This is a genomic window from Paenibacillus sp. FSL P4-0113 (genome assembly GCF_038009305.1).
Lineage (GTDB): Bacteria > Bacillota > Bacilli > Paenibacillales > Paenibacillaceae > Paenibacillus > Paenibacillus polymyxa_D.
Map to the genome: position 1 here is coordinate 840,678 of NZ_JBBPAZ010000001.1, position 15,569 is coordinate 856,246.

At 43.5% G+C, this 15,569-nt stretch carries 20 protein-coding genes and 1 riboswitch; of the genes, 4 read left to right on the forward strand and 16 right to left on the reverse strand.

Features of this window, described 5'->3' with window-relative positions:
• Positions 1-82: 82 nt before the first annotated feature.
• Positions 83-592 carry a GNAT family N-acetyltransferase gene (locus MKX46_RS03185; RefSeq protein WP_029517475.1) on the reverse strand — a complete coding sequence of 170 codons (510 nt, stop codon included), beginning with the start codon at positions 590-592 and terminating at the stop codon, positions 83-85.
• Between the two features lie 116 nt (positions 593-708).
• Here MKX46_RS03185 and xerS point away from each other — a divergent pair, with 116 nt between their 5' ends.
• Positions 709-1,809, forward strand: a complete 1,101-nt coding sequence (gene xerS / locus MKX46_RS03190) for a tyrosine recombinase XerS (protein WP_029517474.1) — start codon at positions 709-711, stop codon at positions 1,807-1,809.
• Positions 1,810-1,813: 4 nt separating this feature from the next.
• Here xerS and mobB read toward each other — a convergent pair whose 3' ends face one another.
• The 3 genes from mobB to MKX46_RS03205 form a co-directional block, all read right to left on the reverse strand.
• On the reverse strand, positions 1,814-2,362 hold the full coding sequence (mobB, locus tag MKX46_RS03195) for a molybdopterin-guanine dinucleotide biosynthesis protein B (RefSeq protein ID WP_029517473.1): 549 nt from the start codon (positions 2,360-2,362) through the stop codon (positions 1,814-1,816).
• Positions 2,359-3,636: a molybdopterin molybdotransferase MoeA gene (locus MKX46_RS03200; RefSeq protein ID WP_029517472.1), complete on the reverse strand. Its 1,278-nt coding sequence runs from the start codon at positions 3,634-3,636 to the stop codon at positions 2,359-2,361. Before MKX46_RS03200 ends, mobB begins: the two co-directional genes overlap by 4 nt.
• 195 nt (positions 3,637-3,831) lie before the next feature.
• Positions 3,832-4,071: a helix-turn-helix domain-containing protein gene (locus tag MKX46_RS03205; protein WP_029517471.1), complete on the reverse strand. Its 240-nt coding sequence runs from the start codon at positions 4,069-4,071 to the stop codon at positions 3,832-3,834.
• An 88-nt stretch (positions 4,072-4,159) separates the two neighbouring features.
• Between MKX46_RS03205 and MKX46_RS03210 the strand changes: the two genes are divergently transcribed.
• On the forward strand, positions 4,160-4,375 hold the full coding sequence (locus tag MKX46_RS03210) for a helix-turn-helix transcriptional regulator (RefSeq protein WP_016820733.1): 216 nt from the start codon (positions 4,160-4,162) through the stop codon (positions 4,373-4,375).
• A 269-nt stretch (positions 4,376-4,644) separates the two neighbouring features.
• Here the strand turns inward: MKX46_RS03210 and MKX46_RS03215 are convergent, their stop codons facing one another.
• From MKX46_RS03215 to MKX46_RS03230, 4 genes are read right to left on the reverse strand one after another with little or no spacing between them, the layout of a single operon-like run.
• Positions 4,645-5,379, reverse strand: coding sequence for a hypothetical protein (locus MKX46_RS03215; protein ID WP_165146590.1), 735 nt, complete (start codon positions 5,377-5,379; stop codon positions 4,645-4,647).
• 5 nt (positions 5,380-5,384) lie between these two features.
• Positions 5,385-5,516, reverse strand: a complete 132-nt coding sequence (locus MKX46_RS03220) for a hypothetical protein (protein WP_256026089.1) — start codon at positions 5,514-5,516, stop codon at positions 5,385-5,387.
• Positions 5,489-6,037: an accessory gene regulator ArgB-like protein gene (locus tag MKX46_RS03225; RefSeq protein WP_029517469.1), complete on the reverse strand. Its 549-nt coding sequence runs from the start codon at positions 6,035-6,037 to the stop codon at positions 5,489-5,491. The genes MKX46_RS03220 and MKX46_RS03225 overlap by 28 nt, the downstream gene beginning before the upstream one ends.
• A complete protein-coding gene (locus tag MKX46_RS03230) occupies positions 5,988-6,701 on the reverse strand; it encodes a hypothetical protein (RefSeq protein ID WP_029517468.1) in 714 nt (237 codons plus the stop codon). Before MKX46_RS03230 ends, MKX46_RS03225 begins: the two co-directional genes overlap by 50 nt.
• A gap of 266 nt (positions 6,702-6,967) precedes the next feature.
• On the opposite strand from MKX46_RS03230, the gene MKX46_RS03235 reads away from it, so the two are divergent.
• Positions 6,968-7,195: a helix-turn-helix transcriptional regulator gene (locus MKX46_RS03235; protein WP_029517467.1), complete on the forward strand. Its 228-nt coding sequence runs from the start codon at positions 6,968-6,970 to the stop codon at positions 7,193-7,195.
• A 139-nt stretch (positions 7,196-7,334) separates the two neighbouring features.
• Here MKX46_RS03235 and MKX46_RS03240 read toward each other — a convergent pair whose 3' ends face one another.
• The 5 genes from MKX46_RS03240 to MKX46_RS03260 form a co-directional block, all read right to left on the reverse strand.
• The gene (locus tag MKX46_RS03240) at positions 7,335-8,090 is read right to left on the reverse strand and encodes a DUF4247 domain-containing protein (RefSeq protein WP_318627305.1); all 756 of its coding nucleotides are present in this window, start codon (positions 8,088-8,090) and stop codon (positions 7,335-7,337) included.
• Positions 8,091-8,103: 13 nt separating this feature from the next.
• Positions 8,104-8,610, reverse strand: coding sequence for a DUF4178 domain-containing protein (locus MKX46_RS03245; RefSeq protein WP_318627304.1), 507 nt, complete (start codon positions 8,608-8,610; stop codon positions 8,104-8,106).
• A 24-nt stretch (positions 8,611-8,634) separates the two neighbouring features.
• Positions 8,635-9,042: a DUF350 domain-containing protein gene (locus MKX46_RS03250; protein ID WP_013310484.1), complete on the reverse strand. Its 408-nt coding sequence runs from the start codon at positions 9,040-9,042 to the stop codon at positions 8,635-8,637.
• A gap of 131 nt (positions 9,043-9,173) precedes the next feature.
• Complete coding sequence (locus MKX46_RS03255) at positions 9,174-9,842, reverse strand: PspA/IM30 family protein (protein WP_010348252.1); 669 nt, start codon at positions 9,840-9,842, stop codon at positions 9,174-9,176.
• Between the two features lie 88 nt (positions 9,843-9,930).
• Positions 9,931-10,953 carry an NADH:flavin oxidoreductase/NADH oxidase gene (locus tag MKX46_RS03260; protein WP_029517464.1) on the reverse strand — a complete coding sequence of 341 codons (1,023 nt, stop codon included), beginning with the start codon at positions 10,951-10,953 and terminating at the stop codon, positions 9,931-9,933.
• Positions 10,954-11,258: 305 nt separating this feature from the next.
• Here MKX46_RS03260 and MKX46_RS03265 point away from each other — a divergent pair, with 305 nt between their 5' ends.
• The gene (locus tag MKX46_RS03265; RefSeq protein WP_029517463.1) at positions 11,259-12,065 is read left to right on the forward strand and encodes a polysaccharide deacetylase family protein; all 807 of its coding nucleotides are present in this window, start codon (positions 11,259-11,261) and stop codon (positions 12,063-12,065) included.
• Positions 12,066-12,258: 193 nt separating this feature from the next.
• Here MKX46_RS03265 and MKX46_RS03270 read toward each other — a convergent pair whose 3' ends face one another.
• From MKX46_RS03270 to MKX46_RS03280, 3 genes are all read right to left on the reverse strand, one after another.
• Positions 12,259-12,927, reverse strand: coding sequence for a 3D domain-containing protein (locus tag MKX46_RS03270; RefSeq protein ID WP_029517462.1), 669 nt, complete (start codon positions 12,925-12,927; stop codon positions 12,259-12,261).
• 6 nt (positions 12,928-12,933) lie between these two features.
• Positions 12,934-13,102: riboswitch (cyclic di-AMP (ydaO/yuaA leader) on the reverse strand.
• A gap of 230 nt (positions 13,103-13,332) precedes the next feature.
• Positions 13,333-14,055, reverse strand: a complete 723-nt coding sequence (locus tag MKX46_RS03275; RefSeq protein ID WP_029517461.1) for an amino acid ABC transporter ATP-binding protein — start codon at positions 14,053-14,055, stop codon at positions 13,333-13,335.
• The gene (locus tag MKX46_RS03280) at positions 14,042-15,505 is read right to left on the reverse strand and encodes an ABC transporter substrate-binding protein/permease (protein WP_029517460.1); all 1,464 of its coding nucleotides are present in this window, start codon (positions 15,503-15,505) and stop codon (positions 14,042-14,044) included. Before MKX46_RS03280 ends, MKX46_RS03275 begins: the two co-directional genes overlap by 14 nt.
• Between the last annotated feature and the right edge of the window lie 64 nt (positions 15,506-15,569).

Genomic DNA, 15,569 nt, shown 5'->3' on the forward strand with positions numbered 1-15,569 from the left:
GACTTGAATTTACAACAAAAAAGAGCCGATAGGATACTCTCCCCAACTCTTTTTCATTACTAACTTATCTATTTAGAATTTTTCAGGTATTGAAAAACTGACTAATGTTTCCTCTTACGGGATGTGTCTGTTCCCTGTACTCACCTTTCGTATAGCTTCCAATCACCTTACGCCAAAAGGATTGTGCCGGCCTATTCGTACTCATCTGGGTCACCTTCCAGCGTCCGTTAAAACGTCCAAACAGCTCATGAGCCGCCCAAGTCCCAACCCCATTATGCCGATAAGGACGAAGTACAAAGAACTCAGCCATGTAGTAGTCAGCTTCTCGATTGCTGGACATTCGGTCAACGAGTGCAAAGCCCACAGGAACATCCTGTCTCCAAATCAGAAAAGGCAACTTCTGTTCGCCGCTCGTCCAATATTGATACAAGTCTGGATAAGCCGGGAATGTCCCCTTCTCAGTGACATCAATTCGCAGATAGGCTGTAAAATCGTATAAATAAAATTGCATGAGCTGTACAATAATGTCCTTTTGCGACTCCGGTACACTCTTAATAGACAGCTTCAGTTCCGATTTGATATTATACCCCATACTTTCACCTCTCTTGGCGGTTCAATCCGTTCTTTAACTTCGAATTACATCCCATCCAGTGCTGTTCAAAATATGCTAAAATACATATATATTATGACCGGACGAGGTGGAACCCAATGAATATACAAAAGATCATCGACCGGCGCAAACTAGATGAAAAAATGCCGGGATTACCATGGTACGTGCAGCAATTTATGGATTATAAGCTGCCCGACCTGTCCCCTTCCACACTACTAGAATATGTGCGGGATTACGAAGCTTTCTTTTCATGGCTTCGCTCGGAAGGCTTGTCTGCCGGAGAAACGAATGCCCAAGTTACACTTGAAGAGTTGGAGACACTTCACATGGACAGTATTACAGGCTTTCGATTATTTCTGTCTACTAAGCTCGAAGGCTCCAACTCCCGTATAACCATTTCACGTAAGCTGTCGTCTCTGCGTTCGCTTTTTCATTATTTAAGTCAGATCGCTGAGGATGAAAATTTTTATCCATTGCTCAAACGCAACATTATGGCCAAGGTCGAAATCAAGCGTATACATAAACCCAAGGATACGGCGGCCAAGCTTAAAGGTAAAATACTGGAAGAGGAAGAATTGCTTGAATTCATCGGTTATATTTATGAAGGCTATGGTCAGGATTTGGCCGATAATAAGCAGGCGCTATACTCCTATGAACTAAATAAGGAACGGGATGCCTGCATCGCCAGCCTCATTTTGAACTCAGGCCTGCGCGTATCTGAAATCGTCAATCTGAATCTGGATGATTTAGACATAAACAATAAATTATTATATGTGTATCGCAAAGGCAATAACGACGAAACCTTTAAAACGCCGGTGTATTTCCGCGAGCAATCCAAAGATGATCTCGTACTTTATTTGTCCCTGAGACATACCCGTTACCGCGCTCCAAAAAAAGAAAAGGCTCTCTTTGTCACACGTCCTAACGGGAGTACAGAAGGCAAACGGATGACCAAAAGAGCGATTCAGGCAATGATCATAAAGTACGCCAAGCGTTTCGGTAAGCCTTACCTTACCGTGCATAAGCTTCGTCATTCCTTTGCTACTGATTATTATTTACAAAATGATATTTACAAAACAAAGGAACAACTGGGGCACGCTTCGACAGAAACAACAGAAGTGTATGCCCACCTGACTGACAAAACCATGTCCCAGGCGATCGAACGGCGGGTAGAGACTCTAAGCGACTCAGCCGATTGATGTCTCACCCCTGCTTATTCCTCATTCCTTCTATCTGCTTTTGAATCTGTTCGAGTAGCCAGCGGCCTGCGGGTCCGTTGGCCTCAGCAGGAAATATTTGTATCATTTCATCTGAGTAGTGATGTTGAGCCCAATCCATTTGATGCTCCCAAACCGCTACCCCCTGTACATTTGTCAGCTTATCGGTAAGCTGAGCATCCGATTGTTCCTTAACCATGACCAGCTTCGGATAATCCTCCTGCTTGAAGCCTTCCAGCAACACACAATCATAGGCCTGAAAATGCCGTATCAGACTGGTGACAGGCTGACTATTCTCCTCTAAAATAGCTGTTCTTCCAGCCGAAACAATAGCTACGCCTTCAGCACCCGCCTGTCGGTGCTTATACGTATCAGTACCCTCATGATCCATTTCAAATTCATGTCCATCATGCTTGATCACTGCTACGCGTAGACCTGACTTCTGCACATAACGAATTAACCCTCCGAGAAAGGTCGTTTTCCCCGTATTTTTGAATCCGACGATTTGACATACAAATGGATGTTTCGTATTCACGTTACCTGTCCACCTTGTAATACCAGTACTCGCACCTCTTCACCTTTGCGTAATCCTTCTGTTGTAGGAGGAATCACGATCAGACAGTCGCTGTCCTTAATGGTCACCATGACACTAGATTCATCTGCTCGCGCAGGAATCGCGTATACTTGTCCACCACGTATCTCCAAAGAGCTGCGTACAAAGCGTGTATAGTTGTTTACCTTCGTATAATCTGCGCCTAACTTCGCCGTCCAGGTTTGTAAATATGGATGTGCCGAAGATAACATCATTTGGATCGTCGGCCGTACAAACAGCTCACAGCCTACAAAGCACGCACCGGGGTTGCCTGAAAGCGCAAATAACAGCTTGCCGTCAATCACTGCGGCTGTGGTCACACTTCCTGGACGCATCGTAACTTTGTTGAACAGCATATTCACATCTTCCTGTCGTACCAGGTCACCCATAATATCAAAATCCCCCACCGATACTCCTCCACTCGTGACCACGATATCATAGGCAGCTATGGCTTCACGTACAGAGGTACGGGCAAGACTCAAATCATCATGAATGGCTTGTAAAATGAACGGCTCTCCTCCTGCCTCTCTGATTTGAGAAGCCAGCATATATGTATTACTGTTTCGAATTTTTCCCGGTTGTAACGGCTCATCCACTGCGAGCAATTCTGACCCTGTGGAAAAGACAGCCACCCTTGGCTTCCTGTAAACAGGCACCCGATGTACACCAAAAGTAGCCAGTACTGAGACATGCCCCGCTCCCACGCAAGTTCCCTTACTGAGCAAAAGCTGACCTTCCTTAATCTCATGACCAATTTGTGTCACATTTTTGCCAACTTCCATACGCTTCTTTAAGCCAACATATGTCTGTCCATTTTCCTCACGCAGCTGTGTCGCCTCCAGCATAACCACCGTGTCCGCTCCTTCAGGTAGTTGTGCTCCTGTCATGATGCGGGCTGCCATTCCCGTCTCCACCCGCTTGTCCGATACAGTGCCACAAGGAATTTCATCAATCACGTGTAGCCAGATTTCCTGACCGGTCGAACAGACTTCAGTGTCCGAGGCAAGGATCGCATAGCCGTCCATACCAGAACGACGAAAGCGGGGATACGGATGTGGCGCAGTCAAATCCATCGCCAGATAGCGACCATGTGCTTGCTCAAGCCCTACGTCCTCCCTTTCACCCTGTTTAACATGACTAGCTATCCTGCTTTGTGCCTCTTCCACCTGAACTGCTTTACGCTGGAATTTTTCTGCGTTTAATGATGTATGATTCATATTCTCACTCCGTTCTTCTTAAATGTCCTCTTTCTGTTATAACGCTAAAACCGTTATCTGGCAAATCCAAACGGTATTTATTGAATTGCTCCAAGTCTTTATCCGCCAAAAAACAGCCTGGATATCATATCGCGGCTGTTTTTGGTAGATTTCAGTTTTTAATTTTGCGTATCATCCGGTCATTTCTCTATTTTATTAGTTTATATTAATTTTTCCGAAATAGATTGAATCTATTGAAACCTCATATAACGAGGACATTTGCTGTGCTCGAGCTATTGTTAAATCGGATGAATCTTCCTCTATATGTTTTAATTCATTCATTGACATACCAAGTATATTGCAAGCTATTAACTCACTATATCCTGAAGCGAGTCGTGCCATCTTTATTGTATAAAAGCTAGTGCAAGTTACATTTTCATTTTTATCTGCAACCATCCAATCAACTCCACAATATAATTGATAAAAAAGTAATTTACCTGTATACTCTGAACGAAACACTTTTCCCCTGTTAGGAGCAAGTAAGGTGCAAAAACTTACTCGGGGGAAATGCCTTTTGAAAGAGGAACTCAAATCTCATGGACGCACTCAATCATGGCTCGCCCGACGAACTGGATATTCGCGGCAACAAATATCCAACTGGATCGCGGGACGTGACAAAATGTCATTCGAGGCGGCAGTCCTCATTTCTAGGATATTGGAGTGTAAAGCTGAGGACTTATATGAGTGGGAACTTGCCTGACAAACAGGCATTTCCTTCGGGGCATTTGTACATGCCGGCATTTACAATATATATCCCGCTTTCACCCTCCTTTTCTTATATGTAGATTGTTTTCACCTTTATTTAAAAGATTGTTATTTTTTTCATAATCAATTTTATCACATGGAAAATGATTAAAAACGGGAAATATGTCGAATTAAATCGAACCCGTCCGGCTTATCCTAGTCTAACTGATTATTGACTTATTCATTTAAATCTGGTAACAAAAATGACCCCTGAATTTTCATGGGTCATTTCCACAGTTTTTTAAGCGCTTTAAGTTTATTATGAGACATCGAGCAAGTGAAGTCAGATCCTTCGAATCGTACCAGCCCTCCAAATGCGTTAGACTCAATTTCACAAACCAAGTCAAGATTTATCAGGGTATCTTTATAAGCTGGATATAGATACGGAAAAGCTTCCCTGCAAGCCTGTGCGGTTAGCCCGATTGTATAAGAACGATCTCCAGAGTTGAAACGCGGGACATAATAATTTTTTTTAGGTTCCCACATATCCACACTATGCATATTCATTACCTTAAAAAAACCGCTCACTGCTGCCTTACCCACTACCTTAATTTCCGATCCGAAAATATAACGAAATTCTCTATCGGCATTCATTGCATCTGCATATATTTGTTTCCACCGAGATAAATTTGCTGAATTTATACTTTCCTTAATATCATGATTTTTAAAAACAACCTGCCCCCCTCCATAATCTCCCGTAATGATCTTGTCCACTTGTGTGATGTTAACCAAATTAGATCCGTCCAAATTGCAAAAAGTGGGTAAGCCTACGGAACATTCATGGAGGGTGGTGGGAACTGTAAATCTTCCATGAGAAGTATGAAAAAGCGGAATGTGATAATTGCTTTTAGGCTTCCACAATTCAATCGCAACTAGGTGATTCTCACAAAAAAAAGAGCAATCTCCAAGTGAATTGTCATCAAGCAATGGAGTGGCTAGGATTCGCTTTCCCTCTTCCATTAAATTCAGTTCTTTTCTGTTTTCTTCAGCTCAGCTGGTACAGGTTTAGCGCCAAAAATTGTTTTTTCTTTTTTCGTAGACTCGTTAGCGTATTTACCAAGGCTTATACTTAAAGCTCTCGCCAATTTCTTATCCATTTTCGCTCACCTCCTTTCCATAAAGGAAGAATACTGAATGCTTGTATAATTAAAGCTAAACATATTATGTGAGATTGTATAAAAAAATTTAATATGCAAACTAAAATACATATCGTTTTATAATATTTGTGATGTTTGGTCTTATTAATATAGATAAAATGATTGGGAGCATATAGTACAAACACTAATAATGAACAAGCGTTAATTATCAAAATCGTTGCTAAACTTAAAGAGACAAAAGGTATAGTTACACATATGGCCGTTGTAAAGAAGACACAAAGTGTAAGGTTGCTGAAGTGTACCCCTCCTGAAAATCTCCTTACAAACATGATCGTAGCCAGAGCTAGTAATGCCCCCCAAAAATGTCCTGTTATCCATCCTATAACTGCGACCATGAGCACTGCTGAAATTTCGGTAATTTTTATACCAATCGCATACTCCATCACTTCAACACTTGTGGGTCCATCAGGATCAGCTTTCTTTATTTCTGATGCGATGTGCCTCGATAGCGTTTCTAGCATCCTCGTAATCTCCTTTCTCTGATAAGAAGTACGATATTCCAAAAGTTAGTAATGAGATGGAAAGTAATCCTATCGTATTGGAGTTATAGAGCATATACAAAGTAACAAAAATAGTGACAAATGATATTAGGGACCCTATAATGAACATTTTATTTAGAGATGCTAGGTAATTTTCACCTTTCAAAAAATCATGTGGGGGTTGAATGATAAATGAGAATCCAAAGTTATATTTACCCATCACAAAAGAAATAAAGTACGCAGTAAGGATGGAAGACAACTGTATAACGTATATAGAAGAGCCAGCTGTATCACTTATAACACCTGGCTGTGCTACTCCGAAAAAGTTTGCAAATATATATACAAATAGCTGTAGGTTAATGTAAGCTGTAAGACCGGAACCAGCAGAAAAAGCCGCAAGATATGTTTTGATCCCTAAACCAAATCTTAAAAAGAGAACCATTAACAAATACTGAAGCGGAAAATCTAATTTAGGCATGCCTATTACTTCTCTCATGAGAAAGGAAAACAAAGTTATGCCAATTGCATAGAGAAGTATTTTTCTTCGATTTTCCCACACGGGGAGCATATAAATCTTCAAGACCAAAGTAACTGCCGCTAAAGCATCGAAAAAACCAAGTAAAATATATAAAAAAGCAGATAACACAGTTACACCATCCTCCTATTTCGCCTGATGTAATTGTATATTTTACTAATAGATGTGGCAATGAAATAATCTAGTAAATTGGATTTTTTTGTATAAATATGAGGTGGAATTTTCTTCCCCTGGCTTTCTTCTTCAAACTCGACACCCATTTATACTAACAAAAAAAGTCACCCCAAGTGAGCGACGTTGCTTTTGCTAATGTATTATGTTGGTTTTTTTTCGATATCAAGGTTATAATCTACTTAATTTGGGGTGGAGGGATTATAGTGGCTTTAAGTGACAATTTTAAAAAATTACGTATAAAATATCATTTGACTCAACAAGAACTTGCTGAGATCGCTGGGGTTACCAATAAAGCAATTTCAGCTTGGGAGAGCGGACTTTCTGAACCACGGATGGGTGCTATAGAAAAGATAGCTCGTCATTTCCATATCAAAAAAAGCAACATTATTGAAGACGATGGTATTGAACACATAAGCTCTGATCAAGTGTAGGTCAAAGTAGACGGCAATAAAATCGAAGCAAAGGAGCACTGTTCAATTCACTTTAGGTTATATCAAACTACAAAAAAGGAACTGTGCAACAGCTCCACAGTTCCGCAAACAACTTTAGAAGAAAATAAAATTTTACCCACTATCGTCGACTTCGTCGACTTATTTTACCTGAACCGCTACGTGTTTTGGGCTTACTATAAGATTTACGCGGCGAATCAAATATGCTGGAACCGCCGCTGTCGCTCCGGTCACGTGAAATCGAGCCTCTGCTCGGTGAACTGCTGGACCCTCTGTCGAACAAACTTCCGCTTGATCCAACGCTAGAATCCGAGTTCTTCCCTCTACGGGTAACCGAACCTTTCCGCTCCACCGTAATCGGCGGAATCGCCTTTTTCTCCTGCACTGTAGGAGCACGATATTGGCCCTGAGAAGGTCGGTATACATCTCTGCTGGAGTAGCCCCGATAGGAGCCTGAACCACGAAAGGAATCAAACAGAGCATCCAGCACAGTTGCGGTTAAGTATCCTTTTAGAAAGCTTGAACTGTAATTTTGTTCTACATACTTTTTACTGTCAATTTCAATGAGTGTATCTTCCTTCTTAGCTGGATCTTGCTGCAAATGGTACCACTCATCGCTATATACCAGAAACATCCGCTCATTGCTCTGCGGTGACATTTGTTCCGGTGTACGCTGTTCTTTCAATTCCTCCGCTACTTCCGGGACTGTCTTGCCAGCTGCCCGGTATACATACGAGGTTGAATTTCCGCTGCCACTAACCGATTCCAGCGGATACGTATCCTTTACACTTGGCGCGCCGCAGCCGCTTAACACGGATACGAACAAGCTCAGCGCCACAAAGACCTTTAATGCATACTGCCAGGTGCGTTTGCTCATGTGTAACCCTCTCCTAGCTTGCCCGAATAACCTTGACATCTCCGGTAATCACTTCTTCTCCTTCATAAAGCATAAAGCGACCGTCCTGCCACTCTACCCGCAACAAATGGTAATTATCAGACTGGTACTGCCAAACATGCTGTTCTCCACCCTGTCGGAAAGGAGCACGGCCCATGAGGGTAACTTGCCCAGAATATTGCTCCTCCAAATGATACGTTGTATCATCCAGCTCTAAAATGGTTGGCACTTCCTCAGGGTTGTCAAGTCTACCGTCGATGGCCTGATATAGTCCGAATTGCAGTGTTTCCCGTTCCTCTATATGAAGATAACTGATTTGATTACCATCCTGAAGTGTCAAAACAACGGCATTCCGGGCACGATTATGTACACGACCTACCACTTCATAGGTGACAAGCGAAACTTCACAGATATCACCTGGATTTAAGTGAAGCATGCTTTTCTCTGCTTTTGGCGGCTCCGGCTTAGCAAATAGATTTGAAATTCGTTTCCAAACACCCATGGTTATATTCCTGCCTTTCTTAGCCTAGAAGCATGCTGTAATGATCAAGGCGCCAACCAGATGCAGCGCTCCTGAAAACAGGCCGAAACCAATTTTACCTTCCTGTGTACCTTTATCCAGATCAAACTGGGCCCAGTACCGCAGCAGCAGACGTACAATAACTTCCAAAACAAGCAGGATGACAAAAGCGATCACAGAATACACAAGCGCTTCGAGCAAATTATTAGCTGTAGCGATAGAGCCTGACAAAATATAGCCTTGTGCAACCAGCTTCATAATCATTCGTACCGTTACGGCCATATTTCCAGCTTTCACTTCGGCAAAATCCTTATACTTCGTGAATAAAGAGTCGACATACATTAATGCGAAGATCAAAATAGCTCCCGCACCAGTCCATACAAGCATTGCTTTCATCGTTTCTAAAAAATGCATTTCATACCATCCTCCACATCTTCTTGACCTTCATATAATGTTTTACGCCTGCGGGCAGGGAAAAGCGAAGGAGAAAACGTTTCTCCTTCGCTTCCTGAGCAATCAAACTTGGCGGCACTGCTTAAATGTTCTTATTTATTTTCGTATTGCTTCAACAAAGCGGCAAGCTCATCGTCCACGGCGCTTTTCTTATCCAGCTCTTTGAACTCCTCATCCAACGATTTTTCCTTAGAAGACATTTCGTTGCTCGCTTCGGCACGTGCTTCTGCTTGCAGCATTTTTTCCTCCATACGCTTCAATCCGGCAGTTGCCGTATCAGAGCTAAAACCGTTCATAGCTTTGTTAATTTCAGTTTGCGCTTTAGCTGCGTTATAACGGGCAACCAGTGTCTCGCGCTTGTTTTTCATTTCTGTCAGCTGTCTGCGCATTTCATCCAGCTTGCCACGCAGGTTATCGGCCGCAGCTTTGTTCTGTTCGTAACCAGCTTTGAACTCGTTCATTTTTTGTTCAGCAGATTTCTTTTCTTCCAGCGCGCGACGGGCCAGATCTACATTTTGTGCTTTTGCAGCGGTATGTGCCTGTTCTTCGCGTTTCTTTACCAAAGCAGCCTGTTCTTCGTATTGCTGTTTGAATCTCTTTTCAATAGCAATTTGAGCGGCTACCGCTTTCTCTGCATCTTCCAGGTCCTCTTGCATATCACGAATGTATTGGTCCGTCATTTTAACTGGATCTTCTGCCTTGTCAATAATGGCGTTAATGTTGGACATCGTAAGATCTCTTAATCGTTTGAAAATAGACATGTGAAGTTCCTCCTAGAGTTGAATGCTTAAATTTTAAGCTCTGTACACATGTTTACGCAAGCTTTGCAAAGAGGGTTTCAAAAATTATCTAAAAGCCGCGCAAGTAAGGCTCTGGGATGTCGGCCTGTACTTTTAGCTCCCGCGATGCATGCAACGCCCAATAGGGATCACGCAGCATGGCGCGGCCTATTGCTACCAGATCAGCTTCTTTTTGCTGAACAACCCGACGGGCGTCCTCATAATCATCCAGTAATCCAACAGCAATTACAGGTACATTCAGCTTTTCACGGACGGTATGAGCTAAATCCACCTGATAGCCAGCACGCGCAGACGGCCCTCCGCCAGAACCAATTGGACCCTCGCCACCAGAAGAGATATGGAAAATGTCCACACCTGCATCACGATATCGTTCCCCTACACCTGTTATGTATTCCACATTATATCCATCCTCGACGTATTCTTTGGCAGATATCCGCATAAGCACAGGCATATCAGCAGGAAGAACCTCTTTAACAGCATGTATGACCTCAACACCGAACAGTGACAGATCCTGGCCATATTCATCTTCTCTCGTATTTGTTAAAGGCGAATGAAATTGATGGATCAGATAGCCGTGAGCGCCATGTATCTCAACCGTATCAAAACCGGCTTCCACCGCGCGGCGCGCGCCTTCTTTGTATGCCTGAACCAGTTCCCTGACTTCTGCTGTCTTTAAGGCGTGCGGCTTTTTAAGGCGTTCGCTAAAAGGAATCGAAGAAGGACCCACAGGTTGCTCAGCATCTTCGGCCTTGCGTCCAGCGTGGCCTAGTTGAATGCCAATTTTGGCACCATACTTGTGAACTTCCTCTACAATCTTACGATATGCAGGAATATGTTCGTCACTCCAAATACCTAAATCACGATCCGTAATACGTCCATCAGGATGAACCGCTGTCATTTCCACAATAATAAGACCAGCACCTCCTACTGCTCGGCTCACATAATGGACATGATGCCAATCCGTCGGATTTCCATCCTCGGCCTCCACACTGAATTGGCACATCGGGGGCATAACAATCCGATTTTTTAAAGAAAGCCCCTTTAATTGATAAGGAGTAAACAAGTCGGTCACTTTTATCCTTCCTTCCTTCAATTCCATGTCTGTATAATTATGAATTGCAACCCCATTATACACCAGCTGTCACGGGATACCGAATCCGTTGTAAGGCTAAAACTTGCGAAAATGCTCTTGTTTTCGGTCATGTTTAAGAGAATATGTACGTTTAGCTCCATCATCTTCATTGATAATCATTTCATCGCGAACTTCTTTCCAGACGTTTATGAGCCTAACTTGGTAACCAGCATATTTTTAATAGGACAGGTACATAATAGTCGAGAGCACCACTAGGTACCACTGCACGAAAAGGGGGGATACATATGCCGTACAGGGGAGTGTTGCCATGCTTGGCACTGTTACTAGCATTTTCAAGTTTACCCGTTCACGCGGATGCGCCTCCCAAGATCGGAACGCCCCATCCCAAGGAAGCAGCTGTTGCTTCTTCTGTACATCTGAGTACAGATCGAGCTACTCCTACATTAGCAATGTTGCGTAAAAAACATGCGGACATTTTTAAAATGTGCGGCCCACACACCCGCCAAATTGCCTTAACCTTTGATGATGTGCCCGATTCTAGGTATACGCCGCAGGTTTTGGACGTATTACACGCCAACGGCATCAAAGCCACCTTTTTCATCGTCGGTCACCGTGCGGAAAAGCATCCGGGGATTATACGTCGTATTATCCGTGAAGGCCATGCTATAGGAAATCATTCCTATACTCATCCGGATTTTAGGAAGGCTACACCAGAACGCTTTCGCAACCAGATTACAAAAACAGAACGTATTTTACAAGCCAGCGCAGGTTTTCGCCCCAAGTTGATTCGTCCACCCTACGGTGAAATTACAGAGCCTCAAATAAAGTGGGCACGTCGTCATGGCTACATGATTGTCAACTGGAATGTAGACTCTCTCGACTGGAAGGGACTAAGTAAAACACAAATTCAGCGAAATGTGATTCCAGCTACAGGGCCTGGCTCTATTATTTTAATGCACGCTGGTGGAGGTCAAAGTTCCAACTTGCAAGGCACTGTCCAAGCTTTGCCGGGTCTAATTCACTCTCTAAAAGCTAAGGGCTACAAATTTGTGACAGTCCCCCGGCTACTCCACACATCGGAACGAAAATAACAGTATGTTTATAATTGAGGTCCAAGCTAAAGCAACGTAAAAAGGCTGTCTTACCAGCAGAAGTATTCTGCTCGTCAAGACAGCCTTTTTACGGATAGGACCTGATAAGAGTCCGACCTAGATATATACGGATATAGGCGTTATGTTTACATAATATATATTATGTTTAATTAAACTGTATATACGTACAATGCTATTTATCAATAACGTACAGCTTCACATTTTGAAATCCAAAGTCGTTCACAAATGATTTGTTGCCTGGAATAAAGATATCAATCCGCTTTCCTGTAATGGCGCTGCCCTGATCGCGAGCGACAGCTACAAAAGAATGATCCGGCAAACCTGGATGGGAGTAGCCTGTAACCAGTACTTTCGTGCCCATCGGAATGACGTTAGGATCTACCGCAATTGTACCTAGTTTAAGCGGATTGCCGTAGTAGTCCACTGCGCCCCATTTACCATTCTCATCGGCTGCGGCAGAATACGCTGAAGCCTTAACGTCAACTATTTTGCTATAGTTGAATGTTTTACCCCAAGCTTCAATCGTTGGCGCCTCATTCGCTGCTGCTTTCTCCGTAAGAAGCTGCGGCTTCGATTCCGAAGCTGCCTTTACACTTTTTTCGCCAGGCACCTTAATTTGCAGACCTGCATATATATTGCTGGAGGCAATGTTTGGGTTAGCCTTTGTTAGCTCGTCTACCGATACTCCATAACGTTGAGCAAGCAAAAAGAAGGTATCGCCCTCTTTGGCAGTGTGAAGCGAGGCAGCATCCGCTATTCCAGCTGTCTGTGCCAACCCTGCAATAGCTGCGGCAAGCACCGCAATTTTCATCGTTTTACCAATATGTTTTAAATGTTTCAAAGATATGTACCTCCTCTTTTATGCCTGCGAAGTTAGCTGTCGGATTCGGACTCAGGAGAAGCCCTATGCTTGTGCAATTCACCCCTAGGCATATTCCTCATCGTCTTATGACGTATCGGAATGGCTGCCGTTGTTACGTCCCCCGCACTTCCCATAGTTTGGGCCAGCATTTCAGCGCTTGTCTAACCGCATGCTGTCCCGGTAAGTTTTGGCTTACTGCATAATATCACAATTTTGTAACCTTATCCGCATGAAAATGTTGGGAACCCTGAACATCATACTACACTCGTTACAATTTTGTCATTAAGAAATCGATATTTGTTACGAAAGTATGGGGAAATGGTGACAAAATAAGAAAAGCCCTCCGTCAACGGAGAGCTTTTTTATGATTAGACCAGCACTTTCTTACAATACTTTGGCAAGAAAATCACGAGTGCGATCATGGCTTGGAGTGCCAAATACCTGGTCTGGTGCACCCTGCTCCACAATTTGACCGTTATCCATAAAGATAATTCGATCGCCTACCTCGCGGGCAAAGCCCATTTCATGCGTTACAATTACCATTGTCATACCGCCTTCGGCGAGCTTCTTCATTACATCCAGAACCTCTCCAACCATTTCAGGGTCCAATGCAGAAGTCGGCTCATCGAACAGCATTACGTGCGGCTGCATGGCCAAAGCACGCGCAATCGCAATACGTTGCTTCTGACCACCGGATAGCTGGTTCGGATAGGTATTCTTCTTATCCTCGAGCCCCACGGTACGCAGGAGTTCTAATGCAATTTTTTCCGCTTCCTTACCTGACTGTTTTCTAACCTGCGTCGGTGCAAGCGTCAGGTTCTGCAACACTGTTTTGTGTGGGAACAGATTAAAATGCTGGAACACCATCCCCATTTTTTCCCGGGTTACATTAATATTATGACCACGAGCTGTAATCGGCTCGCCCTCAAATAAAATCTCCCCATCCGTCGGCTGTTCTAACAGATTCATACAACGCAAAAACGTACTCTTCCCCGAACCGCTGGGACCGATGATAACGACAACTTCTCCTTTGGCGATATCTATATCAATGCCTTTTAAAATCTCATTCTTGCCGAACGATTTACGCAATTGTTTAACGGTGATCACTGGCTCTCAACTTCCTTTCCCATAAACCAAGCAGCTTAGACAAGCTGAATGTCATTACAAAATAAATAGCGGCTGTGATTATGAACGGACTTAATCCTTCGTAGGTAATATTCTTAATGACCTGGGCTTGATACATAATATCCACCATACCAATAGTCGAAATAATGGAGGATTCTTTAATAATTGTAATAAACTCATTACCTATAGCAGGCAAAATAGATTTAAACGCTTGTGGCAAAATGACGTGACGCATAGCTTTGCCTCGTCCCATACCCAATGAGCGTGCGGCCTCCATCTGTCCACGGTCTACTGCCTGGATACCTGCACGGAAAATTTCAGCCAGATATGCCGAGCTATTCAGAGACAATGTGATTATACCGGACTGGAGTGGAGTAAAATTGACACCCAGCGTCAAAGCAATCCCGTAGTGAATGATCATGAGCTGCACCAGCATAGGTGTGCCACGCAGGATCTCCACATATGTGGTACCTAACCACTCAATGATGCGTATACCACTCATCCGCAACAAGGATACGATCAGACCAATGATAAATCCAAACAGTACTCCGAGTGCAGACAGCAACAGAGTGTAACCAATACCCGTAGCGTAAAGACTGCGGTATTTCCAAAAAATATCTACGATGTTATTAGAAGAAACCTGTCGATCTGCCGAGAGTGCACTCGCTTCTGTAGAAAACTTTTCAATCGACCCGTCCGCTTTCAGGCGAGCCAACGTTTTATTTACAGAGGCAAGCAATTCTGCGTTCCCCTTGCGTATACCTACAGCAGTTTCTGCTCCGGCATCCTCAGGTATCGCTTTGGCAAGTGTTACGGTCCCATCTAACGTGTACCCTTTAGCAACCGTATCTTCGATCACAACAGCGTTGATACGCTGGGTCCGCAGCTGGAGTACCAGATCGGATATTTTGTCCAGTGAGGTTACAGAGGCATTGGGTACTTTTTGAGCAATTTCTTCCTGAATACTCCCCTTTTGCGCGCCAATCTTCTCGCCTTTCAAAGCAGCCATCGTAGGATATTTGTCTTTATCCTCTGGGCGTACCATAATGACTTGCTTGGAGCGATAATATACATCTGAAAAATCAATGCTTTTTCTACGCTCATCCGTCGGTGTCATACCGGACAGTACCAAGTCTACGCGACCACTTTGCAGAGCAGGTAGCAAAGAGTCAAAACTCATGTCCTCAGGGACCATCTCCGCACCCAAATCTTTGGCGATTTCCTTCGCGATTTCCACATCGAAGCCAACAATAGTATCCTTACCGTTAATAACTTTATGAAACTCATACGGCGGAAAGTCGGCACTCATGCCCACTACAAGTTTTTTCTGTGGCTTTGCTTCCGTTCCGTATGCATTGAGCATGGGAAGACCCGTCAACAGCAAGATAACCGCCGTCAAAACCAGGGCGGTAAAACGATATGCCTTTTTCAATCTTTTTTTCTCTCCTTAAATTCTTTATAATAAATAAGATTGTGTCATTATAAATGAATATGCA